The sequence below is a fragment of the Streptosporangium becharense genome (assembly GCF_014204985.1).
GTDB classification, from domain to species: domain Bacteria; phylum Actinomycetota; class Actinomycetes; order Streptosporangiales; family Streptosporangiaceae; genus Streptosporangium; species Streptosporangium becharense.
The window spans coordinates 3455289-3480456 of record NZ_JACHMP010000001.1; the positions used below are offsets into that span (position 1 = coordinate 3455289).

Consider the following 25168-nt stretch of genomic DNA (forward strand, 5'->3'; position numbering starts at 1 on the left):
CCGGAGCCCGCTCGACGCGCGGCGCTCCTCGCCCCCGCGGTGCTTCTCACGCCCGCGGTGCTCGCCGTGCTCGCGGAAAGGACCAGAGGAACGACGGACCCGCCGACGCGGATGCCGTACCCGTTCACAGGCACCTTGCTCACCGGCCCCTCGCTCACAGGTCCACCGCCTCGGGCCACTCCTCGGCCATCGCGGGCCCCCCAGTCATCCGATCCGTCTTGCGTTGTTCGTGGAACGCCAGGATCTGTAGTTCGATCGATAGGTCGACTTTACGGATATCGACGCCTTCTGGCACCGTGAGAACGACAGGGGCGAAGTTGAGGATGCTGGTGACCCCTGCGGCGACGACCCGGTCGGCCACCTGCTGGGCCGCCGCGGCCGGCGTCGCGAGCACCACGATCGATACTCCTCGCCGCCTGATCACGGCTTCCAGCTCGTCGATGTGCTCCACATTCAATCCCGCGATGTGGTCGCCCACCACCGCGGGGTCGGCGTCGAGGAGCGCCGCGACCCTGAACCCGCGGGAGACGAACCCGCCGTAGTTGGCGAGCGCACGTCCGAGGTTACCCACTCCCACGATGGCGACGGCCCAGTCCTGGGTGAGGCCCAGCTCACGCGAGATCTGGTAGATCAGGTACTCGACGTCGTAACCGACCCCGCGGGTGCCGTACGAACCGAGGTGGGACAGGTCCTTGCGGAGCTTGGCGGAGTTGACGCCCGCGGCGACCGCCAGGTCTTCCGAGCTCACGGTGGCCAGGCCCCGCTCGGCCATGCCGTTCAGCGCTCGCAGATAGAGCGGTAGCCGGGCGACGGTCGCCTCGGGGATACCGCGTTCGCGGGCTTGTGACAGACGGCGGATCACGTGCCGGAGCTCCAGGGGGACAGGCGGCCGGCGCGGCCCGGACGCGACGGATGACGAGGTGAGGCCACTGTCATTCAGGTTAGTCCTTTTGTGAACCGGTGCACAAAGTGAGTGTTCACAATCTTGGTCTCGCCCCCCGCCGGTCCTGTCCCCGCCCCCCGCCTGGGCTACCGTGACGGTCATGTCACCGCGAGACCACCGCATCACCCTGCTCGGCAAGCCCGGCTGCCACCTCTGCGACGACGCGCGGGCGATCATCGAGCGCGTCGCCGCGGACCTCGGCGTCCCCTGGGAGGAACGCGACATCACCGCCTCGGAGGAGGACCACGCCCGTTACTGGGACATGATCCCGGTCACCCTGATCGACGGGGTCCAGCACGACTTCTGGCGCGTCGACGAGAACCGCCTGCGCGCCGCGCTCACAGGGTGAAGGCGGTCGGCAACGGCACCACCTTCGCGGCGTTCACGGTGAGCTCGATCACATTGGTGGCGAGCACCATCGGCTGACGCTCGGTGACGAAGCGCTCCATGTGGGGCTGCCGCTGGTGCTCGGTGTAGGCGACCTGGTCCCGGTAGAGCTCGTAGACGATGCGCTGCAGAGGTGCCGACTTCACCGAGTGGCAGGTGTAGACGAGCGTGTCGGGCTCCGAGCGGCGGACGGCCTCGACCGTCTCCTCGGCCAGCCGGTCGAACGCCTCGCCGGTGCCGTCGAGCAGGGTGAAGACGGTCAGCGTGCCGAAGATGCTCGGCGAGGGGCGGCCGGAGCCGCCGACGCGGTCGCCGGTGCCGCCCGGCCCCGCCGGCTGGGCCGGTCCGGCGAGCTGGGCCGGGCCGGCGGCCTGTGTCGCGCCGGTCGAGGGGCCGCCGAACTCCTGGTCGTGGCCTCGCGGGGCGGCGACCGGCCCGTATCCCGGCGGTTCGGCGTGCCCGCCGCCCCGGACGGGGGCACCGAACGCCTGATCGGCGGGCATCGGCTTGAGACTGCCCTCGGAGCCGGGGAGCGACCCGTCGGGCATGGCGAACTCCCCGGTGACGGGGACACCGCGCTTCCCCGGTTCCCCCGCCTCCCGCGGCTTGCCGAACTCGCCCGTACCGGGGCCCACGGGCCGCCCGAACTCCCCCGTGCCCGGACCGCGTCTGCGGGAACCGCGGGAACCGTGCCGGCCGAACTCGTTGGCCGGGATGTCGTACTCGCCGGTCGCGGGGCCGTCGTCGGGCACAGCGGGCCGTGCGGCCTCCGGACCCGGCGGCGGGACACCGGGCCGACCGGCCTCCGGACCAGACGGGGGCACATTGGGCCGGGCGCTCGCGGGACCCGACGGCGGGACGCCGGGCCGGGTGGCCTCGGGCCCCAGCGGCGGGAGACCGAACTGACCGGTCACCGGGCCGCTGTCGAAGACGCCGGACCGGCCGGCCTCGGGACCCGCCGCAGGGACACCGAACTGACCGGTCATCGGAGGCGCTCCGAAGGCGCCGCGGTGACCCGCGTCACCCCCGGGGTGGTCGGCGTCGGGGCCGAAGGCGTCGAAGAGGTTGCCGCCCGGCCGCCGATCGGCCGGCGGCATGCCGTACTCACCCGCCATGAACGTCCCGGTCGCGGGACCGTCGAACCCGTCGTCGGACACGACGGGCTGCGGCCGCGCACGCCCCCCGGAGCCGGTCTCCCGCTCGCCCGCGCGGTACTCGGCGACCAGGTCCCCGAGACCGGAACGGCGCGGCGACTCTGCCGGCACGGCCCTGGACGACGGACTCTGCGAGGACATGCCGCGACCGGCGACCTGGATGTCGAGCGGCGGCATGTCCGGGGTCCGGGGAGGCATCGGGCGGGGAGTCCAGTCCTCCTCGTCCTCGCCCTCGTCCTCGTAGGGGGCCAGCGGGCGAAGCACCGCGTACCAGACGGCCGCCGCGGCCACGAGCAGCAGCAGCGTGGTGAACACGCCCTCCACCGCGAAGCTCACCGCGCCGACGAGCGCCAGCCCGGCGGGACCGAGCACCAGCAGAGCGTGCATGTTGTCGACGTCGTAGTCGTCGCCGCCACGCCAGCGCACGGCCGCCAGGACGATGCCCGCCAGGAGTATGACCGCGACGATCGCGTGCGCGGCCATAAGCAGGTACGTCGGCGGCACACCCCAGTGGCGGCTGCCCAGCGGCAGTGTCTTGGCGAGCTCGGCCTCCTTGGCGACCGGGTCGAGTGACAGGATCACCGCGGCGATGACGGTGAGGGCGATGCCCAGCAGCCATGAGCCGAATCTGGCCGCCCCCTTGCGCGCCAGCAGTTGAACGACTCCGACGGCCAGCCAGAGCGGAGCCAGGAATGATCCGGTCAACTGGTATATCCGGAATGTGATGGCCCCGAATCCGAGCAGGTGACCAGCGGCGACTACTCCGAGTGACACGGCCAGCGACGCCGTCGTGACGCTCCAGGCGATCAGCCAGCCCTTGGGCTCACTGCGGACACGGCTGATGAGCGCGACGGTGGCGATGACCGCGAGCAAGGAGCCCGCAAAGGCGATGACAGCGACGAGGACTTCCATGGTGTCTCCAATGCTGCCGGACATTACCCCCCAACCGGTAGCCGAACCAGCAGTCAGCCCTCCAGACCGGCTTCGCGCGACCGACCCCACACGGTATCCGGCGATTACCCCCAGTCACGACATTTCAAAGTGGATTGTGGAATTTCCTGTTGATTTCTAGAGTGATCGAGCACGCCGTACCCCCTTCCCCTCAGGGATACCGGATGCCGAAAACGTGGCCGCTCGCCGGGCACCTTCCCACGACCACCGCGGCGGCCCAGCACGGCCGCGGCAACGAACTCGCGATTCGCGAGGACGCCTCGGAGGATCTCCGCGGGCTCGTTCTGCGCGCCAAGACGGGAGACACGGAGGCGTTCGGCACCCTCTACGACCGTTACCTCACCCTGGTCTACCGCTACGTCTACTTCAGGGTCGGCTCCCATCCGCTGGCCGAGGACCTCACAAGTGAGACCTTCCTGCGCGCACTCCGCCGGATCACCGACTTCACCTGGCAGGGACGTGATTTCGGCGCCTGGCTCGTGACCATCGCCAGAAATCTGATCACCGACCACTTCAAGTCCGGCAGGTACCGGCTGGAGGTCTCGACGGCCGAGGTGATCGACACGCCGCTCGACGGCCGGCACATCCCGGAGAACGCCGTCGTCACCGCGATGGTCAACGACCGGGTCCTCGACGCCGTCCGCGCGCTCGGCCCCGAACAGCAGGAGTGCGTGGTCCTGCGCTTCCTGCACGGCATGTCCCTCGCGGAGACCGCGCTCGTCATGGGCAAGAAGAGCGGCGCGATCAAGGCGTTGCAGTTCCGCGCGATCCGCGCGCTGGGCCGTGCCCTCCCCGCCGACCTCGGCTGAGCCGTCCTCCCCCGTCGGCCCCGACCGGCCCGTTCCCCCTGCCGACCCCGACCGGCCCGTTCCCCCTCGCCGCCTCCGACCGGCCGCGTAACCTGATGCGGCGAGTCGTCGTTAGGCATTCGACAGCGACGGATGCCTGGAGCCGAGGGCGGCGGGGAGCGTTCATGGGTGAGTGGCTGCCCGGAGTCTCGCGGAGGTCGCGGACACGCGTCCAGAGCCGCGTCGCGCGCCTCGGCGACCGGGTGACGGCCGCCCCCCGCCCCGAGTTCCACGCCCGGCTGCGCGAGCGGCTCATGCGGGACTCCGCCCCACCGGACGACGACCTCCCCGAGCCCCCGCCCACCGCCTCCCGGTGGCCGCCGCGCGGGGGGCCGTTCCCGAGCCTGCTGAGCGTCCTCCTGGCGGCCTCGGCGGTCGTCTCGGGGGTCTGGGCCTACCAGTCGATGCCTGGTGACGCCTTCTACCCGCTCAAACGCGCCGCCGAGAGCACGCTCTTCCACCTCAGCGCCGACGACGCCGAGCGGGCCGACCGGTCCCTGGGGTACGCGGAGACCCGGGCCCGCGAGGTCGAGCGGCTGCTCGGTTCCGGCGAGCGGAAGAACATGATCGGGGAGACCCTCCAGGCCATGGAGGAGACCACCCGCTCCGCGGTCCGGTCCCTCACCCGGGTACGACATCGCGACACGGCGAGGGCCGGGCAGCTCAAGCGCTTCGTCCGCAAGCAGCACGCCCAGGTCTCGGGCATGATCCCCAGGATGGACGTCGAGGACCGGCGCAGGGCCAGCGGCTACCTCGACTACATCGAGGGTCTGGCCCCGCCGGAGTGATCGGTTCCGCCGGCCCTCGTGTGACGTCGCGGAAGGGCGAGACGTCATATCCCGCTAACGTGACGTCTACCGGGCCCCTCCTCCGCCGCGGTTAAGCTGAGGGGCTATGAGGCGGCTAATACGACGGGGCGAAGCGCAGAAGGCCGGAGAGGTCGCGGCCGCAGCAGCGGCGACGGTCGCCATGCCGATGGCCGAGCCCGATCCGGTGGCCGCCGCGTTCTTCGACGTCGACAACACCATGATGCGCGGCGCCTCCATCTACCACTTCGCGCGGGGTCTCGCCTCGCGGGGCCTGTTCACCAGCAAGGACCTGTTCAGGTTCGCCCTGGGCCAGGTGGTCTTCCGTGTCCGCGGCGACGAGAACCCCGAGCACATCGCCGAGGCTCGGGAGACCGCGCTGGCGTTCGTGGCGGGCAGCAGGGTCGAGGAGATCATCCGGCTCGGCGAGGAGATCTACGACGAGGAGATGGCCGACCGCATCTGGGCCGGCACCCGTGCCCTGGCGCAGGCCCACCTCGACGCCGGGCAGCGGGTCTGGCTGGTCACCGCCACACCGGTGGAGCTCGCCCGGGTGATCGCCCAGCGTCTCGGCCTGACCGGAGCCCTGGGCACCGTCGCGGAGACCCGCGACGGCGTCTACACCGGCCGCCTGGTCGGCGACCTGCTCCACGGCCCCGCCAAGGCGGAGGCCGTACGAGCCCTGGCCCGCAGGGAAGGGCTCGACCTGAGCCGCTGCTCGGCCTACAGCGACTCGGCCAACGACCTGCCGCTGCTCTCCCTGGTCGGTCACGCCACCGCGATCAACCCCGACTCCGAGCTGCGCGACCACGCCCGCGAGCACGATTGGGAGATCAAGGACTTCCGCACCGGCCGCAAGGCGACCATGATCGGCCTGCCCATCGCCGCGGGTGCGGGAGCCGTCGCGGGCGGCATCGCCGCCGCCATCGCGCTGCGCCGCCACTACCGCTCCGGCTGACCCGTCGCGCCGCGCGGGCGGCGTCCCGGCCGCGGATCCGAGATGGCGCGGCCGACCACGAGACGGCTGCGGGTGACCCGGAGGACGGCGCCCGGTCAGAAGAACGGCGGGAAGGCGTGGCCGCGCCGCAGCCGGAGCTCCTCGAGCTGGTGCTGGATGACCTCCCGCACCTGGTCGGTGAGGTTGAAGACCAGCATGGGGTCGTCCGCGTCGGCCGGGTCGAACTCGTCGGTGCGGATCGGCTCCCCGAAGCCGATCATCCACTTGGACGGCAGCGGCACCAGCCCGAGCGGCCCCAGCCACGGGAACAGGGGCGTCACCGGCAGGTACGGCAGCCCGAGCGCCCGCGCCAGGAAACGCAGATCACCGACCTTGGGGTAGATCTCCTCGGCGCCCACGATGGCGCAGGGCACGATCGGCACGCCCGCGCGGATGGCGGAGGCGACGAAGCCGCCGCGGCCGAAGCGCTGCAGCCGGTAACGCTCGGAGAAGGGCTTGCCCACCCCCTTGAACCCCTCGGGGAAGACCCCGACGATCTCCCCCTTGCGGAGCAGCCTGTCGGCGTCCTCCCGGCAGGCGAGGGTGTGACCGCTCTTGCGCGAGAGGTGGCCGAGCACCGGAAGCCGATAGACCAGGTCGGCACCCAGGAGACGGAGCGCCCGGTGCCCGGGATGGTCGTCGTGCAGGGCCACCTGGAGCATGAGCCCGTCGAGCGGGATGGTGCCCGAGTGGTTGGCCACGACCAGGGCGCCGGAGTCGTCCGGCACGTTGCCCATGCCGACCGTCTCGACGCGGAACCAGTGCCGGTAGAGCGGGCGGATGAGCTCCAGCAGGACCTTGTCGGTCAGTTCGGGGTCGAACCCGAACTCGTCGACCTCGTACTCGCCGTTGATACGGCGTCGCAGGAAGGCCAGCAGCTCGGCCAGCCTCCGATCGGCCTCGTCGGCTTCGGCTTCGGCGGCATCTTCAGCCTTGGCGGCTTCGGCGTCGGCGTCGGCGTCGATGCCGGGATCGTCGTCGCCGCCGGGGACGGCGCCTACGCCGAGGGCGTCGTGGCCGGCTTCGTGCCCGCCGTCACCGTCGCGGTGACCACCGCCGCCGGCTTCGTGTCCGCCGTAGACGCCGCCGGAGCGCGGCGACCCGGCCGGGTGCGTCCGACCCGGGTGGGCGTCGCCGGGCTCCCGGCGGACCGGGGCGTGGGAGGACCGGGCCCGGGTGATGGGGATCACCTCGGCGCCCTCGGGCTCGCTCGCCATCTCGCTCACCTCGTCACCGACCGGAACAACATCTCCATCATGGCGGCGGGAAGCCCCCCGGCCAGATCACGCGCGCGGACGAAGTCGTCGAACGCGGCGGCCGTGGAGAACTTCGGCCGCCAGCCGAGGGCCGCGGCCAGCCGGGCGGTGTCGACCACGCGGCCATGACACATCAGGCGGAACTGCTCGGAGGAGTAGTCGGCCACCCCGGCGCCCCGGACGAACTCGCCCATGAAGTTGAAGACCGGGGAAGGCACCGGCACCGGCAGCAGACCCGCCCTGCGTGCGCACTGCGACAGCAGCAGCGCGCCGTCACCGGCCACGTTGAACGTGCCCGGGTGGTCCTCCAGCGCCATCCGCCGCAGCGCCTCGACCGCGTCGTCCTCGTGGACGAACTGCAGCCGGGGATCGAAGCCGAGCACGGTCGGCAGGACGGGCTGGGTGAAGTAACGCGTCAGCGGCGAGTCGACGCCCGGTCCCATGAAGTTGGCGAACCTGAGCGTCGACACGACCACGTCGCACCGCCGTCTGGCGAAGCCGCGGACGTAGCCCTCCACCTCGGAGGCGTCCTTGGCGTAGCCGTGGCCGGGCGGCTCGGCCGGCTCGGCGTCCTCGGTGAAGACCGCGGGGTCGCGCGGGGAGGAGCCGTACACCGCGGTGGTGGAACGCACCACGACGCGGCGGACGGTCGAGGAACGCTGGCAGGCGGCCAGCAACTGCATGGTGCCGATGACGTTGTGCTCTTTCATGAGCGACCGGCCGCCACTCCGGGGGGGAGTGCTCACCAGGCTCATGTGAACGACGATGTCGATGTCGGCGGCCATGATCACCTTGGCGATGTCGGGACCGCGCAGATCGACGTGGACGAACTCCGTCCGGCCGAGAGGCACGCCGCCGTCACGTGACAGCGAGGGCGGCGGCACCGTGTCTACTCCGATGACCCGGTCGATGTCCGGGTCGGCCGCGAGAACGCTCGCCACTCGGGCGCCGATGGGGCGCGAGACCCCGGTGACAAGCACGGTGTGGGTCATCGGCGCCTCGCAGATCCGCGCTTCTACTTCTTGTTACGCCGCTGGATGCGGGTCTTCTTGAGAAGCTTGCGGTGCTTCTTCTTCGCCATGCGCTTGCGGCGCTTCTTGATCACAGAGCCCACGGGACCCCCAGGTAGCTGGTAGCCGAGATTGCCGAACCGGTACGCGAACGCACACCGGCTCAACAGACTACCGGCGATCCACGGTGGATCGCCCCCGGGGGGACCCCGGGCACACGAACTCACGACGTGTCGCCCATGTCGCCACCTCAGTGAAGCGAGAAATCTGCACCTACCGGACAGACCGGAAGCGACACACCGGTCAGACCGGAAGGAGCCGGACCCGCGGTCAACCGACGCTCCGGATCACCCCGCGGCCGGACCACCCAGGCCGGCCGCCGAGGTCACCGCTCCGGGTTCGCCCCGCTTCAACCTGCCTCGATGTAGGCGTCCCTGAGATAGTCGTGCACCGCCTGCTCCGGCACTCGGAAGGATCGACCGACCCGGATGGCCGGCAGCTCGCCCGAATGCACGAGTCGATACACCGTCATCTTGGACACCCTCATGACCGTGGCCACTTCGGCCACCGTCAGGAACTTCACCTCGCTGAGAGGTCTTTCGCCTGCACCCATCGGACGCCTCTTCCGCACGTGTATCCGGGTTATCCCCACTGGTTCCATTGCTCACGCACGTGTACTGCCGTCAGCGTAAGTCGGGACTCCGGGTGCGCAAACCCCCCACTTTCTCAGCCCGGGGCTCCCCACGTCAGCGAAACGGATGTAATCGCTGGCCAGCAGCCAGACCGCGCCACCAAAACTGATCTTGGAACGGACCAACTGTCTTCTTTTAGAGTCGCCCACAATCCACAAAAAGTTGGCAAACGGTCGGCGAGCTCCATGGAAGGCAGACGCGAAATACCGGTATAAGGACGCCCCAAACCCGACATCCCCCGTCTCAGCAGGCCCGTACGACCCTCTCGACCAGATGGCGCGTCAACGGTGCGTAATATCTTGGGAGCACGTTGTCATCCAGCGGCACGGTCACCGCGATCTTGCCTTCGGCCTCCCCGACGAAGAGCGCCGGATCGTTGGAGTCGGCGAACCCGACCGTGAGGATCCCCGCCTCGCCCGCCGCGCCGGCCCAGCCGTGGTCGGCGATCACCAGGTCGGGCCGCCCCTCGCCGAGTTCCTCGAGCTCGGCGAGCATGGCCCGCATCGGCGCCGGGTCGTGGGTGTGGACGAAGGCGCCGCGGTCGTCGAGCATCGCGACGTCGTCCATGTAGCGGATCTTGCGCCTGCGTCCGAGCCCGGAACCCCAGTAGGACCAGCCCTCGGCCGGGCTCATCAGGAGGGCGCCGCGCTCGGCGGCCAGCCGGGCCAGAGCCATGTGGATGGTGAGCAGGCCGGTGGGATGTCCGGTGGCGCACAGGATCCGGGGGGCGTCCCCGGCGAGCACGCCCGCGATGACGTCGCCCATCTTCTCGACCGCCTCGATCGTGCGGTCGGGGTCGATGGTGTCCTGCCCCTCGCGGTGGCCGGGGTCGGCCACCACCCCGGCGGACTTGGCCATCAGCTCGAGGATGTCCCGGAAGGACCAGACGCCCTCCAGGGTCAGCCCGAACATGTAGTGCGGGTCGCGGTTGGCCAGCGACCGGTAGTGGTCCAGGTTGTTCTCGCGGCTGGTCGCCACGTCGCCGGCGATCCTGGTGCGGATCAGATGCTCACGGAGCTCAGCGTGGTTCATCGGTTCCTCGGTGCGGTCCGGTCCGTCTCGCGACACGGTCCGCCGTGGTCTGCGAGCGTGCGTCAGGGCAGGGGATGGAGGCCGTGGAAGGGGAAGACGGCGTTCCTCGTCGCCATGATGGCCCGGTCGATCGGGTCTGCTGGGTCATAACCATCAGAAAAATCACGAAATTCCGGATTTCTACCATCAGTGAGCGTGAGCGGCGCCGTCTGCATGGTCCGTTCCTTGACCAGCCGGCGCCACGCCTCCGGCGTGGGGGTCGCGGGATCGAGCGGGTGCCCGGCCACCTCGGCGATCAGGTGGGTCCACGCCCGGGGCACGACCTGGACCAGCTCGTACCCTCCGCCGCCGGTCGCGATCCAGCGTCCGCCCGCGGTCTCGTGCGCCAGCTCGTGCAGGGCCGCGTACGCGGTGCGCTGACCGTCGAGGCTGAGCATCATGTTGGCCAGCGGGTCGAGGGCGTGGCTGTCGCAGCCGTGCTGGGTGAGGAGAATCTCGGGGGCGAACTCCCGCAGCAGCGGCGGCACCACCGCATGGAAGGCCCGCAACCAGCCGCTGTCGCCGCACCCGGCGGGCAGGGCCACGTTGACCGCCGAACCCTCCGCGCCGCGCTCCTCGGGGAAGCCCGTGCCGGGGAAGAGCGTGCGCGGGCTCTCGTGGAGGCTGATCGTCAGAACCCGGGGATCGTCGTAGAACAGCGCCTGCACACCGTCGCCGTGGTGGACGTCCACGTCCACGTACGCGACCCGGGAGGCTCCCTGGGACAGCAGCCAGGCGATCGCCGCCGCCGGGTCGTTGTAGACGCAGAACCCGCTCGCCGTGGCGGCCATCGCGTGGTGCAGGCCGCCCGCCACGTTGACCGCGTGCTCGACCTCGCCGGTCCACACCGCGCGGGCGGCCTCCAGCGTGGCACCGGTGATCAGCGCGGACGCCTCGTGGACGCCCCTGAACGCGGGGTTGTCCGAGGTGCCGAGTCCGTGGGCGATGTCGGGCCGCCCGGTGGCGGAGACCCGCCTGACCGCCTCGATGTAGTCGCGCCGGTGGACGAGCGCCAGCTCGTCGTCGGTGGCGGGCGCGCAGCCGCCGACCTCCACCGCGTCCAGCACGCCGAGTTCCCTGGCCAGGGCCATGGTCAGCTCGACCCGGACCGGCGCGAGCGGGTGCCCGGGGCCGAAGTCGTACGAGGTGAGCGCATCGTCCCAGACAACCCGCACGGATCGGCTCATGCGCACTCCCAGTCCGGTGGTGACGCCGCGTGTCACGGCTCGATCTTCCCGCCCCGGCCCGACGCTACCGCAGGCGACGGCGGAGGATTCACCCGGTCGCGCCGGATGGGGCGGCTGTTTTCATCTGGACGAAATATCGCCGTTTATTACCATCATCGACCGGGCGTGCTGCGGGAACGTCACCCCTCGGCGAGCTGCCGTCCCCGGTCTCTGGCGGCTTCGATGGCGGCCAGGAAGGCGGCGCGCACGCTGTGGCGCTCCAGCTCGGCGATGGCCGCGATGGTGGTGCCCCCCGGAGAGGTGACCGCCTCACGCAGGATCACCGGATGCTCGCCGGAGTCACGGAGCATGATCGCGGCGCCGACGATCGACTGGGTGACCATGTCGAGCGCGGCGGCGCGAGGCATGCCGAGCAGGATGCCCGCGTCGACCATGGCCTCGACGAGGTAGAAGAAGTAGGCCGGGCCGCTGCCCGACAGGGCGGTGGCGGCGTCCTGCTGCGACTCGGGGATGCGCAGCACCTTGCCGACCGGGCTGAACAGGTTCTCGGCCCGCCGAAGGTGCTCCTCGCCGGCGTGCGCTCCCGCCGAGATCACGCTCATCGCCTCGTCGACCAGCACCGGGGTGTTGGACATGACCCGGACCACCGGGATCTCACCGCCGAGCCGCGACTCGACGAACGCGGTCGTGATGCCCGCGGCGGCCGACACGACCAGCCGGTCGGCGGGGATGTGGGTCGCGATCTCGTCGAGCAACCGCCCCATGTCCTGCGGCTTGACCGTCAGGATGATCGTGTCGGCGCTCTTGGCCGCCTCCGCGTTGGAGACCACCCGCACGCCGTAACGCTCCGTGAGCGCCTGCCCGCGTTCGGGGCGCCGCGCCGTCGCCAGCACGTCGCCGGGCTTGAACCCGGCCCGGAGCAGGCCGGAGAGCAGGGCCTCACCCATCTTGCCGGTTCCAAGAATCGCGATCATGTGACACCTCGAAATCAGGGGTGGAAGCTTTCCGCAGCCTACCGGCCCCCTACCCTCGGGAAATCATCCGGAGCGGCGCGCGGACGACGACGCGTGCCCGGCGTCCCGGCGGACGTGAGCGGGATCCCGCTCCGCGGCGTCGGGGGTTTCTGAACCTCTCCGGGCCGCGATCCGTTTCAAGGACATGCGTATGATCGCGACCCCAATCCTGGCCGGATGCCTGCTGGTGGCCCTGGGCTGCGGAACGACGCCCGACACCGCGGCCACCGCCGAAGGCCCCTCCCAGCCGGTGAGCCACGCCGCGCCGCCCCAGCCGGTCGCCCCCCGGGCCGACCCCACGGGTGGCGCCCCCAAGCCGACCAAGCCCGAGGGCGGCACCGACAACCCCCGCAGAGTCAGATGGCTGAAGGCGACGCCGTCCAAGGACGGCCGGAGCCTGCGGATCGTCTGGTGGTCCGGAGTGGAGCCGTGCAACGTGCTCGACCGGGTCACCGTGCGGGAGACCTCCAAGCGGGTGACCGTCACCCTCTGGGAGGGGCCGAGCGCCAAGGTCCAGAACGTCGCCTGCATCGAGATCGCCATCCAGAAGGTGACGACGGTCAGGCTCAAGAAGCCGCTCGGCGGCCGGAAGGTCGTCGACGGCGCCCGCTGAGACCACCCGCCGTCACACCCGGACGCCGTCACACCGAGGCACATCGTCACGCCGGGACGCCGGGCCACCAGGACGCCGGGTCACCGGGATGCCGGGACGCCGTAGCCGGCGACGTCCGTAACCGCACCCGGACAGCACCCGGACAGCACACGGGCGACACCTCCGGCCCGGGTGGTGCGCGGGACACCGCCACCCGGGTCGGAGGTCGGGACGCCCCCCTCCTCCCGAGATCGGGAATCACCCCGCACACCCAGAGGTTGAGCCCAATAGACTCAAGTCGTTTGACAAACGTCACACGAGGTTCCAGTATGAGTCCTACAGACTCAACTTTGACTACAAGGACGTACTCATGGCACGTGCGGTAGGTATCGACCTGGGGACGACCAACTCTGTCGTCTCGATCCTCGAGGGCGGTGAGCCCACCGTCATCGCCAACGCGCAGGGCTCGCGGACCACCCCGTCCGTGGTCGCCTTCGCGAAGAACGGAGAGGTCCTCGTCGGTGAGGTCGCCAAGCGGCAGGCCGTCACCAACGTCGACCGGACGATCCGCTCGGTCAAGCGGGAGATGGGCACCAACTGGGCCCAGGAGATCGACGGCAAGAAGTTCTCGCCGCAGCAGATCAGCGCCTTCGTCCTGCAGAAGCTCAAGCAGGACGCCGAGGCCTACCTGGGCGAGAAGATCACCGACGCCGTGATCACCGTTCCGGCCTACTTCAACGACGCCCAGCGCCAGGCCACCAAGGAGGCCGGCCAGATCGCGGGCCTCAACGTGCTGCGCATCATCAACGAGCCCACCGCCGCGGCGCTCGCCTACGGCCTCGACAAGGACAAGGACCAGACCATCCTGGTCTTCGACCTCGGCGGCGGCACCTTCGACGTGTCCCTGCTCGACGTCGGCCAGGAGGACGGCCACGGCTTCGTCGAGGTGAAGGCCACCAGCGGTGACAACCACCTCGGCGGCGACGACTGGGACCAGCGCGTCGTCGACGAGCTGGCCAACAGGTTCAAGAACGCCCACGGCGTCGACCTGACCAAGGACAAGATGGCGCTCCAGCGGCTGCGCGAGGCGGCGGAGAAGGCCAAGATCGAGCTCTCCAGCCAGTCGGAGACCACGATCAACCTGCCCTACATCACCGCCTCCGCCGAGGGCCCGCTGCACCTCGACGAGAAGCTCACCCGCGCCGAGTTCCAGCGGCTCACCGCCGACCTGCTCGAGCGCTGCAAGGGCCCGTTCCACCAGGTCATCAAGGACGCCGGCATCAAGGTCTCCGACATCGCGCACGTCGTGCTCGTCGGCGGATCGACCCGTATGCCCGCGGTGACCGAGCTGGTCAAGGAGCTCACCGGCGGCCAGGAGCCCAACAAGGGCGTCAACCCGGACGAGGTCGTCGCCATCGGCGCCGCCCTCCAGGCCGGTGTGCTCAAGGGCGAGGTCAAGGACGTCCTGCTGCTCGACGTGACCCCGCTGTCGCTGGGCATCGAGACCAAGGGCGGGATCTTCACGAAGATCATCGAGCGCAACACCACGATCCCGACCAAGCGCTCGGAGGTCTTCACCACGGCCGAGGACAACCAGCCGTCGGTGCAGATCCAGGTCTACCAGGGCGAGCGTGAGATCGCCGCGTACAACAAGAAGCTGGCCACCTTCGAGCTGACCGGCATCGCCCCGGCGCCGCGCGGCATCCCGCAGATCGAGGTCACCTTCGACATCGACGCCAACGGCATCGTCAACGTCTCCGCCAAGGACCTCGGCACCGGCAAGGAGCAGACGATGACGATCACCGGTGGCTCCGCGCTGCCGAAGGACGACATCGACCGCATGATGCGCGAGGCCGAGTCCTACGCCGAGGAGGACAAGAAGCGCCGCGAGGAAGCCGAGACGCGCAACAACGCCGACTCGCTCGTCTACCAGACCGAGAAGTTCCTCAACGACAACGCCGACAAGGTCCCGGACGACATCAAGAACGAGGTCAACGAGGCCGTCGCCGAGCTGAAGAAGGCCCTGGAGGGCACCGACTCGGCCGTTATCCGCACCTCCGCGGAGAAGCTCGCCACGGTCAGCCAGAAGATGGGTTCGGCCATCTACGCCCAGTCGCAGGCGTCGTCCGAGGCCCCGACCGGCACCCCGCAGGGTGACGCCGCGGGCGACCGCAAGGACGACGACGTGGTCGAGGCTGAGATCGTGGACGAAGAGCCGAAGCGCGACAACGGCGCCAAGTGACGTCCGGAAAGCCCGAGGGGAGCACCAGCGTGAGCACGCGCGAGAACGGTTCCGGTGAGGAACCGGTGATCCGCGACAACCGTAAGATCGACCCGGAGACGGGGCAGCCACGCGAGGCGAGCCAGTCGGACGCGCAGGGACACCCGGGCGGGGGGCAGGGCGAGCAGTCCTCCTCCCTCGCCTCCGACCTGGCGTCGATCGAGCTGGCCACCCAGCTCGCGGAGCGCACCGCGGACCTGCAGCGTCTCCAGGCCGAATACTCCAACTACCGCAAGCGCGTCGACCGCGACCGGACGGTGGTCAAGGAGCAGGCGGTGTCCGGCGTCCTGGCCGAGCTGCTGCCGGTCCTCGACGACATCGGCAGGGCCCGCGAGCACGGCGAGCTCACCGGCGGCTTCGCCAAGGTGAGCGAGTCGCTGGAGGCGATCACCGGCAAGCTGGGGTTGAGCACCTTCGGCACCAAGGGCGAGCCGTTCGACCCGACGGTGCACGAGGCGCTCATGCACAGCTACTCCGCCGATGTCACCGAGCCGACCTGCGTGGAGATCCTGCAGCCCGGCTACCGGATCGGCGAGCGGGTGCTCCGCCCCGCCCGGGTCTCGGTCGCCGAGCCCGAGGAGCCCGCCGCGCCGGCCCCGTCCGGTTCGGACGAGAACTGACCCCCCCTACATCTGATCTCTTGCGAGAAGGAACATAGATGAGCACCAAGGACTACCTGGAGAAGGACTACTACGCCGTCCTTGGTGTGCCCAAGACCGCTACGGCCGAGGAGATCAAGAAGGCGTACCGGAAGCTGGCCAGGCAGCACCACCCGGACGCCAACCCCGGAAGCTCGGCGGACTCCGAGAGCACCGCCAAGTTCAAGGAGGTCTCCGAGGCCTACAACGTCCTGTCCGACACCAAGCGCCGCAAGGAGTACGACGAGGCGCGGACGCTCTTCGGATCGGGGCTCGGCGGTTACGCGGGGGGCGGGGGGGCTCCTCGCGGCGGGTTCCCCTTCGACCTGGGGGACCTGTTCGGGGGCACCGCCCAGCAGGGTGCGGGCGACCGCATCGGCGACATCTTCGGGGGCCTGTTCAACCGGGGCGGCGCGAGCCGTCCCGGCGGGACGGCCAACAGGGCACGGCGCGGCCAGGACGTCGAGTCCGAGGTCACGCTCTCCTTCTCCGAGGCGGTGGAGGGCACCACGGTGTCGCTCCGCCTGACCAGTTCCTCCGCCTGCACGGCGTGCAGCGGGACCGGCGCCAAGGCCGGGACCACCCCGCGCGTCTGCCCGACGTGCGAGGGCACCGGCGCGGCGAGCCGCAACCTGGGCAACTTCGCCTTCTCCGAGCCGTGCCGCGACTGCAAGGGCCGCGGCCTGCTGGTGGACGACCCGTGCCCGGTGTGCGAGGGGAGCGGGCGGGGCAAGAGCACCCGCACGATCCAGGCGCGCATCCCGGCCGGTGTGGGCGACGGCCAGCGCATCAGGATCAAGGGCAAGGGAGCGCCCGGCGAGAACGGCGGCCCGGCCGGCGACCTGTACGTGCTGATCCACGTCAAGCCGCACCCGGTGTTCGGCAGGACGGGTGAGAACCTGACGATCACCGTGCCGGTCACCTTCACCGAGGCAGCGCTGGGCGCCGAGATCAAGGTGCCGATCCTGAAGGGCATGCCGGTCACGCTGCGCATCCCGGAGGGCACCCCGAACGGCCGCACCTTCCGGGTGCGGGGCCGGGGCGTGCCCCGCAAGGACGGCACCAAGGGCGACCTGCTCGCCACGGTCGAGGTCCTGGTGCCGCAGCACCTGGAGGACAAGGCAAGGGGTGCCCTGGAGGAGTTCCGCGACGCCACCTCGGGTGCCGACCCGCGGGCAGAACTCATCCAACAGGCCAGAAGCGAGTAGCGATGGACGTCAACTACTTCGATCTGTCGGACGACACTCCCGTCTACGTCATTTCGGTAGCCGCCCAGCTGTCGGGTCTGCACCCGCAGACCCTGCGGCAGTACGACCGTCTCGGCCTGGTCAGTCCAGGCCGGTCGGCCGGCCGCGGCCGCCTGTACTCCACCCGCGACATCGTGATGCTCCGCGAGGTCCAGCGGCTCTCCCAGGAGGAGGGCATCAACCTCGCGGGCATCAAGCGGATCCTGACCCTGGAGAACGAGGCCCTGCGCCTGCGGGACGAGAACGAACGCCTGCGCGCGGAGATGAGCATGATCCGGGCACTGATCCAGTACCAGCTGCCGCCCGCCTGACTCCACGAGACACCGCAGGGTGTTCGTCGCGAGGAAGCGCTGATGACCGGAGTGAGGGGAGTCCTCGTCCGGTACGCGCCGCCGACCGGACCAAGGAACGCGGGAGTCCCGCGAAGGAGCCGGGCCACAGCACCGGAGCCGCGACACGCGGCGTCGCCATCCGGCACGGTTCCCGGCCGTAAGCGGCGTCGCCATCGAACTCGAGTGAGGCAAGCATGGACTACAAACTTACGCAGAAGAGCCAGGAGGCGGTCTCCTCGGCCGTCCGGCGGGCGGCCGCCGAAGGCAACCCCGAGGTCGCCCCGGCGCATCTGTTCACCTCGCTGCTCGCCCTGCCGGGCGGCACCGCCGTGCCCCTGCTGGAGGCGGTGGGCGCCGACTGGAAGCAACTGCGGACCGAGGCGGAGAAGCAGCTCGCGGCTCTGCCCAAGGCGCAGGGTGCCACGGTCAGCGCCCCGTCGAGTTCGAGGCAGCTGCTCACCGCGTTGAACACCGCGGCCCAGCGGGCCCGCCGGCTTGAGGACGAGTACGTCTCGACCGAGCACCTGCTGGTCGGTCTCGCCGCCGACGGCGGCCCGATCGCCGAGCTGCTGAAGTCGCACGGCGCCACCCCGAACGCGCTGCTCGACGCCTTCGAGAAGGTGCGCGGGCACGCCAAGGTGACCAGCGCGACCCCCGAGGACACCTACCAGGCCCTGGAGAAGTACGGGATCGACCTGACCGAGCGGGCACGGGCGGGCAAGCTCGACCCGGTGATCGGCCGCGACTCGGAGATCCGGCGGGTCATCCAGGTCCTCAGCCGCCGCACCAAGAACAACCCCGTGCTCATCGGTGAGCCCGGTGTCGGCAAGACCGCGGTGGTGGAGGGGCTGGCCCAGCGGATCGTCGCCGGGGACGTGCCCTCCAGCCTGCGCGACAAGCGTCTGATCGCCCTCGACCTCGGCGCGATGGTCGCGGGTGCCAAGTACCGCGGTGAGTTCGAGGAGCGGCTCAAGGCCGTGCTCGGCGAGATCAAGGAGAGCAACGGCCAGGTCGTCACCTTCATCGACGAGCTGCACACCATGGTCGGCGCGGGTGCCGCCGAGGGCGCCATGGACGCGGGCAACATGCTCAAGCCCATGCTGGCCCGGGGCGAGCTGCGGATGATCGGTGCGACGACGCTCGACGAGTACCGCGAGCGCATCGAGAAGGACCCGGCGCTGGAGCGCCGCTTCCAGCAGGTCTACGTGGGCGAGCCCACCGTCGAGGACACCATCGCCATCCTGCGCGGGCTCAAGGGCCGCTACGAGGCGCACCACCAGGTCCAGATCGCCGACGGCGCGCTGGTGGCCGCCGCCGCCCTGTCCGACCGCTACATCACCTCCCGGTTCCTGCCGGACAAGGCGATCGACCTCGTCGACGAGGCGGCCTCCCGGCTCCGCATGGAGATCGACTCCCGTCCGGTGGAGATCGACCAGCTCCAGCGGAACGTCGACCGGATGCGGATGGAGGAGCTGGCGCTCGCCAAGGAGACCGACGAGGGCAGCCTCCAGCGGCTGGAGCGGCTCCGCAAGGAGCTGGCCGACCGCCAGGAGGAACTGAACGCGCTGATCGGCCGCTGGGAGCAGGAGAAGGCCGGGCTCAACCGGGTCGGCGACCTGAAGAAGCAGATCGACGAGGTGCGCGGCGCCGCCGAGCGCGCGCAGCGCGACGGTGACTTCGAGACCGCCTCGCGGTTGATGTACGCCGAGGTGCCCAAACTGGAGGCCGAGCTCGCCGAGGCCAGCAAGGCCGCCCTGCCCGACGACCCGATGGTCAAGGAGGAGGTCGGCTCCGACGACATCGCCCAGGTCATCTCCTCGTGGACCGGCATCCCCGCGGGCCGCCTGCTGGAGGGCGAGACCGCCAAGCTGCTGCGGATGGAGGAGGAGCTCGGCAGGCGTCTGATCGGCCAGCGGCAGGCCGTCCAGGCGGTCTCCGACGCCGTGCGCCGGGCCCGCGCGGGCATCTCCGACCCCGACCGGCCGACCGGCAGCTTCCTGTTCCTCGGCCCGACGGGTGTCGGCAAGACCGAGCTGGCCAAGGCGTTGGCCGACTTCCTGTTCGACGACGAGCGGGCGATGGTCCGCATCGACATGAGCGAGTACGGCGAGAAGCACAGCGTCGCCCGTCTCGTGGGTGCCCCGCCCGGTTACGTGGGCTACGAGGAGGGCGGCCAGCTCACCGAGGCCGTGCGGCGCAGGCCGTACACCGTGGTGCTGCTGGACGAGGTCGAGAAGGCCCACCCCGAGGTCTTCGACATCCTGCTCCAGGTGCTCGACGACGGCCGGCTCACCGACGGTCAGGGCCGCACGGTCGACTTCCGCAACGTGATCCTGATCCTCACCTCCAACATCGGGTCGCAGTTCCTCGTCGACCCGGCCATGGACAAGGACGCCCAGCGGACAGCGGTGATGAACGCGGTCAGGAGCTCGTTCAAGCCGGAGTTCCTCAACCGGCTCGACGACGTCATCCTGTTCGACGCGCTCGGCACCGAGGAGCTGTCCAAGATCGTGGACCTGCAGGTCGGCCACCTGGCCAGGCGCCTGGCGGACCGGAGGCTCACGTTGACCGTGACCCCGGCGGCCCGCGACTGGCTGGCGCTGACGGGCTACGACCCGCTGTACGGCGCCCGGCCGCTGCGCCGTCTCGTGCAGTCGGCGATCGGCGACAAGCTGGCCAAGGAGGTGCTGTCCGGTCAGGTCCAGGACGGCGACGAGGTCCTCGTCGACATCGACGATTCGAGCGACTCGCTGTCGATCGGCCCGGTAAGGGCTTGACCACCATTGGGTTAAGCGGACCCCTGATCAAGACCCCCCTGTTACGTTCGGCATTCGTCGGATCACCGAACGCAACAGGGGGACGTGCATGTCCAACACATCACGGAACATCCGGGGGCTCCTCGCCGTGGCGGCGCTCACGGTCGGCGCGAACTGGACGATGATCGCTCCGGCTTCGGCGGAGGCCGCGCTCTGCGGAGGGCGTGGCACCCTGGAGACGCTCCAGCGGCCCGGGACCGCGGCGTCGTTCTGCGAGGAGATCGAGGACGTCAGGGTCGCCGCGGTCGCCGGGGGGACGAGCGCCGCGCACGAGGACGAGGTGTCGGCCGTCGTCGACCGGCTCGCGCGGATCGCGGGCCTGCCCGGCCTCTCCCGGGCCTCCGCGGTGGTCAGCTTCGCCGACGCGGGGGGCGTCGCCGCGGGCCTCGGCTGCCACGCTCTGCCCTTCGGGCTGTCGGACCTGCCCGAAGGTTCCGTGGAGACCCTCACGCACCCGTTCCCGGACGCCGCGGCGGAGGAGGCCATGCGCGCCACCGGCGACCGGTGGCCGGGCACCCTGGCCGACACGCCGGAGCTGCCCGGCGCGGCCGGCGGGCCGCAGGACGGTCCGGACGACGGCCCGAGCTGGATGCGGCCGATGCTCCAGGCGTCTCCGGACCCGGCTGATTCGACCGGCGGCGCGGAAGGAACGGACGGCGCGGACGGCACACCGTCCGGTGACGTGACGCCGCCGCTGTCCCGCACGGAGTCGGAGTCGTCCGCCCCGGGTGGCCTGTCCGGCACGGACCTGCCCGAAGTGAGGACGCCGGACGCGAGCCTGCCCGAGACCGGCCCGTCCGCGACGGACCGGCTCCCCGCCGTGCGGCCTCCGGCGGACCTGCCGGCCGCCGTCCGGCCGCAGAGCCCGGCCCTGCCCCAGGGGCCCGCCACCGGCGGCGCGCCTGCGCAGGAGGCGCTGAACGTCGGCGACCTCTCCGTGTCGGGCTCGGCCCTGCCGGGCGGCGGGCGGCACTGACCTCCGTCCGCCGGACGATGACGAGGGCCGTGATCCGGGGGGATCACGGCCCTCGCCCATGGCCGGACCGCCCCGGCACGGACGCCGACCCGAGACGGCGGTGAAACCACCCCCGGCACAGACACCGATCCGGGACGCCCGGCGAGGCCACCTCCGGCACGGATGTCAGCGCGAGGCACCCGGCGAAGCCACCCACAGCACAGACGTCACCCCGAGGCACCCGGCGAAACCGTCTCCGGCACGGACGTCAGTGCGAGGCGTCCAGCAGAGCGTCGATCTCGTCCTCCGGCAGACCCAGGTCGACGCGGATGCGATAGCGGGTCCGCAGGAGAGCGGTGTACTCACCGCTGCCCCGCGGGGCCTGCTGGGCCCCCTCGGTGGCCCACCGGTGGGCCTCGTCGAGGTCGCCGTACGCGACGAGGGTCTCGGCGACGGTGAGCGCGGTGGCGGCGTTGACCTCGTCGTCGGCGCGGACCGTCTCGATCACCTCCCGCGCCTCGTCGGGCCGTTCGAGCTCGAAGAGGGTGTCGGCGATACCGGCCCGGGGGTCGACGCCGACCTCGCCACCGTCGTCGACCGCCCGCTGGAAGCAGTCGAGGGCATGGGCGGGCTGCCCGGCCTGCCGCCACTCCTCGGCGGCGAGGACGAGGATCGCCGCCCGTGATATGTCGCCGGACGCATACGCCTCCGCCAGGGCTTCCAGCCGCCGGGCCAGGTTCTCGTGATCGTCGGCCAGAAGTGCCTGCTCAAGCAATCGATCAAGTTGCTCACGTGTCACATGCGCCACATCGCGAGAGTACCGAGCGGCGCTCGACTTCGTATGCCCAACGGCAGGTATTGGTCGAACGACCTTGAGTAAACGAACTGTCACGGTGCGCGTGTTCCTCCAGTAAAACGGGCATATGGCGGGGGACTCCTGCTAGTGGAGTGCATCGTCGGGAGGAGCTGCGATGGAGATGTCCAAGCAGACGGCCTTCGCGTTGACGCTCCTGGTGGCCCTCTCCGTCGTCGTCCCCGGTTCGGCGGGATACCTGTCGGCGAAGATGGACGCCATCGAGCGCGCACACCGCGAGCTCCTGTCGCTGGAGAACCGCCTACGCCGGGAGAGGCTCGCCGCGCAGGCCGAGGAGGCGGAACGGGGCCGCCGGGACCGGCAGGTCGTCGCGTCGGCCCGTGCTCCCCGTGACTCCTCGCCCGGAGCCCGCGAGGAGCGGAAGGCCGGGGAGGAGGAGTCCGGTCCGCCCGCGTTCGTGCCCACGGAGCTCGATCCCGCGGAACGGCGCGAGGCGCGGCGGCGCGAGCAACGACGGCGCGAGGCCGAGCTCGCCGAGCGGGCCGCCCGCGAGGAGCGGCGCTGGGCCGAGCTCGAACTCGGCCACCTCTACCCGGGGCACCTGCCGGAGGATCTCACCGCCGCCCGGGACGTGTACGGCGAGATCGTCGTCCCCGAGCCCGACACGATCGGCAGCGGCCGGGTGCCCGTGCGCTCCGGGGACCCCGACCTTCCCGAGCACCCTCAGGCCGAGGCGCCGACCAACTGACGGCTCAGATAGCCGCGGATCAGCCGCTTGGCCTCGCTCACGATCTCCGGTGCGCCGTTCGGATCGCGGCGGAAGGCCAGCTTCAGCACCGCGTCCCCGGCCTCCACCGCTATCAGGACGGCCAGGTCGAGATCCTCACTGTCGGTGAAGCCGTACTCCTGGAGCAGAAGGCCGCGCAGCCGCCCGGCGATCACCGCGTGGTTGTCGGAGACCGCGTCGAGCAGGTTGAGGTCGACCACGTCACCGAAGTGCATGGACCGGAAACCGGGGACGGTCCGGTGCATCTCCACGTACTCGTCGATGATCGCGTCGACCGCGTCCCACCAGCCTCCGTACTCCTCCGATATGAAGCGCCTGCCGATGCGGGAGACGAACTCCTCCACGTGGCGGCGGGTGACCGCCTGGGCGATGGCACGCTTGTCGGGGAAGAACTGGTAGATCGAGCCGATCGCGACTCCGGCGCGCTCGGCGATGCGGGTGGTGGACAGCGCGTCGTAACCGACTTCGTCCAGCAGGTCGGCACACGCGTCGAGCATCCTCTCGACACGGCGGGCGCTCCGTCGCTGGGTGGGCCGGCGCCGCAGCGGAGTTTCACCGGACTCCTCGGCAGGCATCGTCACCCGTCCATCTTGCCCGCCCGGCCCGTCCGGGTCAGCGCTTATCGGCCAATCCCGAGATTTCCCGGCCGCCGGTGAGCCGCGCCAGACGGCGCAGGAGCGCCGGGGAGATCCGCGAGAGCGCGTAGCCGGCCTTGCCCTCCGCGTTGATCGCGACGGTGGGCAGGTCACGGTGGACGGCCCGCAGGATGTGCGCGGCGACCCGTTCGGGCGGGTAGCCGCGCCAGGCCAGCGCCTTCTCCGCGACCTCCTTCTCCCGTTCCCGGGACAGTCCCTCCGGGGCACCGGCGTAGGTGGCGTTGGCCGCGATCGCGGTGGAGACGAACCCCGGGCAGATCGCGGTGACCCCGATGCCCTCGCCGGCGAGCTCGGCGCGCAGGCAGTCGCTGAGCATCTTCACCGCCGCCTTGGCCGTGGAGTACGCGGGCAGCAGCCGGCTGGGGGCGAAGGCGGCGAGCGAGGCGATGTTCACGATGTGGCCGCCCTCGCCGCGCTCGACCATCTGGGCGGCGAACAGGCGGCAGCCGTGGATGACGCCCCAGAGGTTCACGTCCAGGGTCCGGCGCCAGTCGTCGACCGAGTGCGTGAGGAACGGGCCGGCCACCGCGATGCCCGCGTTGTTGACCACGATGTCGGGCACGCCGTACCGGTCCTTGACGAGCCGGGCGAACTCCTCCATGGCCGCCGTGTCCGCGACGTCCACCCGGTGGGCGTGCGCCACCCCGCTGCCACCTCCGGCGGTACGGATGGCGACGATGCCGTCGACGGTGCGGCGGGCGGCGTCCGGATCGATGTCCGCGCAGATCACCTCCGCCCCGTGCGCGGCGAAGGCGCGGGCGGTGGCCCGCCCGATCCCGCTGCCCGCACCGGTGACCACCACCAGCCGGTCGGCGTACGGCCCGTGCCCGCCCGTCCGGGCCCTGCGCAGTTCCCGGGAGGGCGGCGCGCCTTCGATGTGCCCGGCGAACTCGGCGATCATGCGGGCGACCGTCCGGGGGTGGCTGCGCTGCACCCAGTGGCCCGCGGGGATGCGCCGGTGCCAGAGTTCGGGCGCCCAGCGATGCGTCGAGGCCAGCAACGCGGAGGAGACGAACGGGTCCCGGGTGGCCTCGATGAGTTGTACGGGTGTCTCGGCGGTGCTCCCGGCGCCGGACGAGCCGGCCGGGCGGCGGCCGGTGAGCATGTTGGACCGGTAGAGGCCGAGGCCGTTCAGCGCGTCCTGAACGACCGTGTCGGCGGGGTGGCCGTCGCGGGGGGCGACCCCGTCGGCCGCCCGTACCAGCCGTTCCAGGCCGCGCGGCAGGATCAGGCGCAGGGCCGCCTCGGGAAGGACCGGGAGCTGGAAGGCAGCGATGTACCAGGAGCGCATCAGCTGTCCGGCGACCTCACGCCCGGAGCCGTGCCGCAGGAAGTGGGCGGCCTGGTCCAGGTGGGGGCCGCCGAGCGAGGTGAAGGAGCGGATCCGCTCCTTGATCCCCGGCCGGCCGATCAGGTTCCATGACTGGATGGAGCCCCAGTCGTGCCCGACGAGGTGCACGCCCGGCTCGCCCACCGCGTCGAGGACCGCCGACATGTCGGCGGCCAGGCGGTCGTAGCCGTAGTCGCCGTCGCGGGGGGCACCGGAGCGGCCGGCGCCGCGGACGTCGTAGCGGACCACGTGGAAACGGTCGTCCAGCAGGCCGGCCACCTCGTCCCAGACACGGTGGGTGTCGGGGTAGCCGTGGACCAGCAGGATCGTCGGGGCGGCGGGATCGCCCTGCTCGTACAGCGCCAGGCGGACGTCACCGGACTCGACCCATCGCATCACGGCCTC

24 protein-coding genes are annotated in these 25168 nt (G+C 70.9%); 12 read left to right on the forward strand and 12 right to left on the reverse strand.

What is annotated here, in order from left to right:
• Positions 1-154 precede the first annotated feature (154 nt).
• Positions 155-862 carry a redox-sensing transcriptional repressor Rex gene (locus F4562_RS14945; RefSeq protein WP_184537558.1) on the reverse strand — a complete coding sequence of 236 codons (708 nt, stop codon included), beginning with the start codon at positions 860-862 and terminating at the stop codon, positions 155-157.
• A gap of 181 nt (positions 863-1043) precedes the next feature.
• On the opposite strand from F4562_RS14945, the gene F4562_RS14950 reads away from it, so the two are divergent.
• Positions 1044-1292 (forward strand): glutaredoxin family protein, encoded by a 249-nt coding sequence (locus F4562_RS14950; protein WP_184537556.1) that lies wholly within the window; start codon positions 1044-1046, stop codon positions 1290-1292.
• On the opposite strand, the gene F4562_RS14955 is transcribed toward F4562_RS14950, so the two are convergent.
• Positions 1282-3396: an antibiotic biosynthesis monooxygenase gene (locus F4562_RS14955; protein ID WP_184537554.1), complete on the reverse strand. Its 2115-nt coding sequence runs from the start codon at positions 3394-3396 to the stop codon at positions 1282-1284. The two genes, F4562_RS14950 and F4562_RS14955, sit on opposite strands and share 11 nt — an antisense overlap.
• A 203-nt stretch (positions 3397-3599) precedes the next feature.
• Here F4562_RS14955 and F4562_RS14960 point away from each other — a divergent pair, with 203 nt between their 5' ends.
• From F4562_RS14960 to F4562_RS14970, 3 genes are all read left to right on the forward strand, one after another.
• The gene (locus tag F4562_RS14960; protein ID WP_184537552.1) at positions 3600-4244 is read left to right on the forward strand and encodes a sigma-70 family RNA polymerase sigma factor; all 645 of its coding nucleotides are present in this window, start codon (positions 3600-3602) and stop codon (positions 4242-4244) included.
• A 164-nt stretch (positions 4245-4408) separates the two neighbouring features.
• Positions 4409-5071 (forward strand): DUF5667 domain-containing protein, encoded by a 663-nt coding sequence (locus F4562_RS14965; RefSeq protein ID WP_184537550.1) that lies wholly within the window; start codon positions 4409-4411, stop codon positions 5069-5071.
• 106 nt (positions 5072-5177) lie between these two features.
• The gene (locus tag F4562_RS14970) at positions 5178-6047 is read left to right on the forward strand and encodes an HAD family hydrolase (protein WP_184537548.1); all 870 of its coding nucleotides are present in this window, start codon (positions 5178-5180) and stop codon (positions 6045-6047) included.
• A gap of 95 nt (positions 6048-6142) precedes the next feature.
• Here F4562_RS14970 and F4562_RS14975 read toward each other — a convergent pair whose 3' ends face one another.
• The 7 genes from F4562_RS14975 to proC form a co-directional block, all read right to left on the reverse strand.
• Positions 6143-7303: a lysophospholipid acyltransferase family protein gene (locus tag F4562_RS14975; RefSeq protein WP_246473436.1), complete on the reverse strand. Its 1161-nt coding sequence runs from the start codon at positions 7301-7303 to the stop codon at positions 6143-6145.
• Between the two features lie 5 nt (positions 7304-7308).
• Entirely contained in the window at positions 7309-8334 is a 1026-nt protein-coding gene (locus F4562_RS14980; protein ID WP_184537546.1) for an NAD-dependent epimerase/dehydratase family protein, read from the reverse strand.
• Positions 8335-8357: 23 nt separating this feature from the next.
• On the reverse strand, positions 8358-8456 hold the full coding sequence (locus F4562_RS14985) for a 30S ribosomal protein bS22 (RefSeq protein WP_018654693.1): 99 nt from the start codon (positions 8454-8456) through the stop codon (positions 8358-8360).
• 305 nt (positions 8457-8761) lie between these two features.
• Complete coding sequence (locus tag F4562_RS14990) at positions 8762-8965, reverse strand: helix-turn-helix domain-containing protein (protein ID WP_012887307.1); 204 nt, start codon at positions 8963-8965, stop codon at positions 8762-8764.
• A gap of 322 nt (positions 8966-9287) precedes the next feature.
• The gene (locus tag F4562_RS14995) at positions 9288-10076 is read right to left on the reverse strand and encodes a phosphatase (RefSeq protein ID WP_184537544.1); all 789 of its coding nucleotides are present in this window, start codon (positions 10074-10076) and stop codon (positions 9288-9290) included.
• 62 nt (positions 10077-10138) lie between these two features.
• The gene (locus F4562_RS15000) at positions 10139-11302 is read right to left on the reverse strand and encodes an acetoin utilization protein AcuC (RefSeq protein ID WP_184537542.1); all 1164 of its coding nucleotides are present in this window, start codon (positions 11300-11302) and stop codon (positions 10139-10141) included.
• Between the two features lie 179 nt (positions 11303-11481).
• Positions 11482-12276 (reverse strand): pyrroline-5-carboxylate reductase, encoded by a 795-nt coding sequence (gene proC / locus F4562_RS15005; protein ID WP_184537540.1) that lies wholly within the window; start codon positions 12274-12276, stop codon positions 11482-11484.
• A 190-nt stretch (positions 12277-12466) separates the two neighbouring features.
• On the opposite strand from proC, the gene F4562_RS15010 reads away from it, so the two are divergent.
• The 7 genes from F4562_RS15010 to F4562_RS15040 all read left to right on the forward strand — a co-directional run bounded on the left by F4562_RS15010 (position 12467) and on the right by F4562_RS15040 (position 21197).
• A complete protein-coding gene (locus F4562_RS15010) occupies positions 12467-12928 on the forward strand; it encodes a hypothetical protein (RefSeq protein ID WP_184537538.1) in 462 nt (153 codons plus the stop codon).
• 349 nt (positions 12929-13277) lie between these two features.
• A complete protein-coding gene (dnaK, locus tag F4562_RS15015) occupies positions 13278-15149 on the forward strand; it encodes a molecular chaperone DnaK (RefSeq protein WP_184537536.1) in 1872 nt (623 codons plus the stop codon).
• Positions 15150-15178: 29 nt separating this feature from the next.
• Positions 15179-15808: a nucleotide exchange factor GrpE gene (grpE, locus tag F4562_RS15020; protein ID WP_184537534.1), complete on the forward strand. Its 630-nt coding sequence runs from the start codon at positions 15179-15181 to the stop codon at positions 15806-15808.
• A 38-nt stretch (positions 15809-15846) separates the two neighbouring features.
• Positions 15847-17034 (forward strand): molecular chaperone DnaJ, encoded by a 1188-nt coding sequence (gene dnaJ / locus F4562_RS15025; RefSeq protein WP_184537531.1) that lies wholly within the window; start codon positions 15847-15849, stop codon positions 17032-17034.
• A 2-nt stretch (positions 17035-17036) separates the two neighbouring features.
• On the forward strand, positions 17037-17384 hold the full coding sequence (locus F4562_RS15030; RefSeq protein WP_184537525.1) for a heat shock protein transcriptional repressor HspR: 348 nt from the start codon (positions 17037-17039) through the stop codon (positions 17382-17384).
• Positions 17385-17599: 215 nt separating this feature from the next.
• The gene (gene clpB, locus F4562_RS15035; protein ID WP_184537523.1) at positions 17600-20182 is read left to right on the forward strand and encodes an ATP-dependent chaperone ClpB; all 2583 of its coding nucleotides are present in this window, start codon (positions 17600-17602) and stop codon (positions 20180-20182) included.
• 88 nt (positions 20183-20270) lie between these two features.
• On the forward strand, positions 20271-21197 hold the full coding sequence (locus F4562_RS15040) for a serine/threonine-protein kinase (protein ID WP_184537521.1): 927 nt from the start codon (positions 20271-20273) through the stop codon (positions 21195-21197).
• Positions 21198-21444: 247 nt separating this feature from the next.
• Here F4562_RS15040 and F4562_RS15045 read toward each other — a convergent pair whose 3' ends face one another.
• On the reverse strand, positions 21445-21951 hold the full coding sequence (locus F4562_RS15045; protein WP_221206090.1) for a tetratricopeptide repeat protein: 507 nt from the start codon (positions 21949-21951) through the stop codon (positions 21445-21447).
• Between the two features lie 196 nt (positions 21952-22147).
• Between F4562_RS15045 and F4562_RS15050 the strand changes: the two genes are divergently transcribed.
• Positions 22148-22738: a hypothetical protein gene (locus tag F4562_RS15050; RefSeq protein WP_184537517.1), complete on the forward strand. Its 591-nt coding sequence runs from the start codon at positions 22148-22150 to the stop codon at positions 22736-22738.
• On the opposite strand, the gene F4562_RS15055 is transcribed toward F4562_RS15050, so the two are convergent.
• Positions 22714-23352: a TetR/AcrR family transcriptional regulator gene (locus F4562_RS15055; RefSeq protein ID WP_221206236.1), complete on the reverse strand. Its 639-nt coding sequence runs from the start codon at positions 23350-23352 to the stop codon at positions 22714-22716. The two genes, F4562_RS15050 and F4562_RS15055, sit on opposite strands and share 25 nt — an antisense overlap.
• 37 nt (positions 23353-23389) lie before the next feature.
• Positions 23390-25159: an SDR family oxidoreductase gene (locus tag F4562_RS15060; protein ID WP_184537513.1), complete on the reverse strand. Its 1770-nt coding sequence runs from the start codon at positions 25157-25159 to the stop codon at positions 23390-23392.
• Between the last annotated feature and the right edge of the window lie 9 nt (positions 25160-25168).

What these genes read in the sequence shown, in the direction of transcription:
- F4562_RS15055 (WP_221206236.1), bottom strand. Translation starts at nt 23,352, where the DNA reads ATGCCTGCCGAGGAGTCCGGTGAAACTCCGCTGCGGCGCCGGCCCACC.
- F4562_RS15040 (WP_184537521.1), top strand. Translation starts at nt 20,271, where the DNA reads ATGTCCAACACATCACGGAACATCCGGGGGCTCCTCGCCGTGGCGGCG.
- F4562_RS14975 (WP_246473436.1), bottom strand. Translation starts at nt 7,303, where the DNA reads ATGGCGAGCGAGCCCGAGGGCGCCGAGGTGATCCCCATCACCCGGGCC.
- F4562_RS14995 (WP_184537544.1), bottom strand. Translation starts at nt 10,076, where the DNA reads ATGAACCACGCTGAGCTCCGTGAGCATCTGATCCGCACCAGGATCGCC.
- proC (WP_184537540.1), bottom strand. Translation starts at nt 12,276, where the DNA reads ATGATCGCGATTCTTGGAACCGGCAAGATGGGTGAGGCCCTGCTCTCC.
- F4562_RS14965 (WP_184537550.1), top strand. Translation starts at nt 4,409, where the DNA reads ATGGGTGAGTGGCTGCCCGGAGTCTCGCGGAGGTCGCGGACACGCGTC.
- dnaJ (WP_184537531.1), top strand. Translation starts at nt 15,847, where the DNA reads ATGAGCACCAAGGACTACCTGGAGAAGGACTACTACGCCGTCCTTGGT.
- F4562_RS14990 (WP_012887307.1), bottom strand. Translation starts at nt 8,965, where the DNA reads ATGGGTGCAGGCGAAAGACCTCTCAGCGAGGTGAAGTTCCTGACGGTG.
- clpB (WP_184537523.1), top strand. Translation starts at nt 17,600, where the DNA reads ATGGACTACAAACTTACGCAGAAGAGCCAGGAGGCGGTCTCCTCGGCC.
- F4562_RS15060 (WP_184537513.1), bottom strand. Translation starts at nt 25,159, where the DNA reads ATGCGATGGGTCGAGTCCGGTGACGTCCGCCTGGCGCTGTACGAGCAG.
- F4562_RS15030 (WP_184537525.1), top strand. Translation starts at nt 17,037, where the DNA reads ATGGACGTCAACTACTTCGATCTGTCGGACGACACTCCCGTCTACGTC.
- dnaK (WP_184537536.1), top strand. Translation starts at nt 13,278, where the DNA reads ATGGCACGTGCGGTAGGTATCGACCTGGGGACGACCAACTCTGTCGTC.
- F4562_RS14970 (WP_184537548.1), top strand. Translation starts at nt 5,178, where the DNA reads ATGAGGCGGCTAATACGACGGGGCGAAGCGCAGAAGGCCGGAGAGGTC.
- F4562_RS15000 (WP_184537542.1), bottom strand. Translation starts at nt 11,302, where the DNA reads ATGAGCCGATCCGTGCGGGTTGTCTGGGACGATGCGCTCACCTCGTAC.
- F4562_RS15050 (WP_184537517.1), top strand. Translation starts at nt 22,148, where the DNA reads ATGGAGATGTCCAAGCAGACGGCCTTCGCGTTGACGCTCCTGGTGGCC.
- F4562_RS14960 (WP_184537552.1), top strand. Translation starts at nt 3,600, where the DNA reads ATGCCGAAAACGTGGCCGCTCGCCGGGCACCTTCCCACGACCACCGCG.
- F4562_RS14980 (WP_184537546.1), bottom strand. Translation starts at nt 8,334, where the DNA reads ATGACCCACACCGTGCTTGTCACCGGGGTCTCGCGCCCCATCGGCGCC.
- F4562_RS14955 (WP_184537554.1), bottom strand. Translation starts at nt 3,396, where the DNA reads ATGGAAGTCCTCGTCGCTGTCATCGCCTTTGCGGGCTCCTTGCTCGCG.
- F4562_RS15010 (WP_184537538.1), top strand. Translation starts at nt 12,467, where the DNA reads ATGATCGCGACCCCAATCCTGGCCGGATGCCTGCTGGTGGCCCTGGGC.
- F4562_RS14950 (WP_184537556.1), top strand. Translation starts at nt 1,044, where the DNA reads ATGTCACCGCGAGACCACCGCATCACCCTGCTCGGCAAGCCCGGCTGC.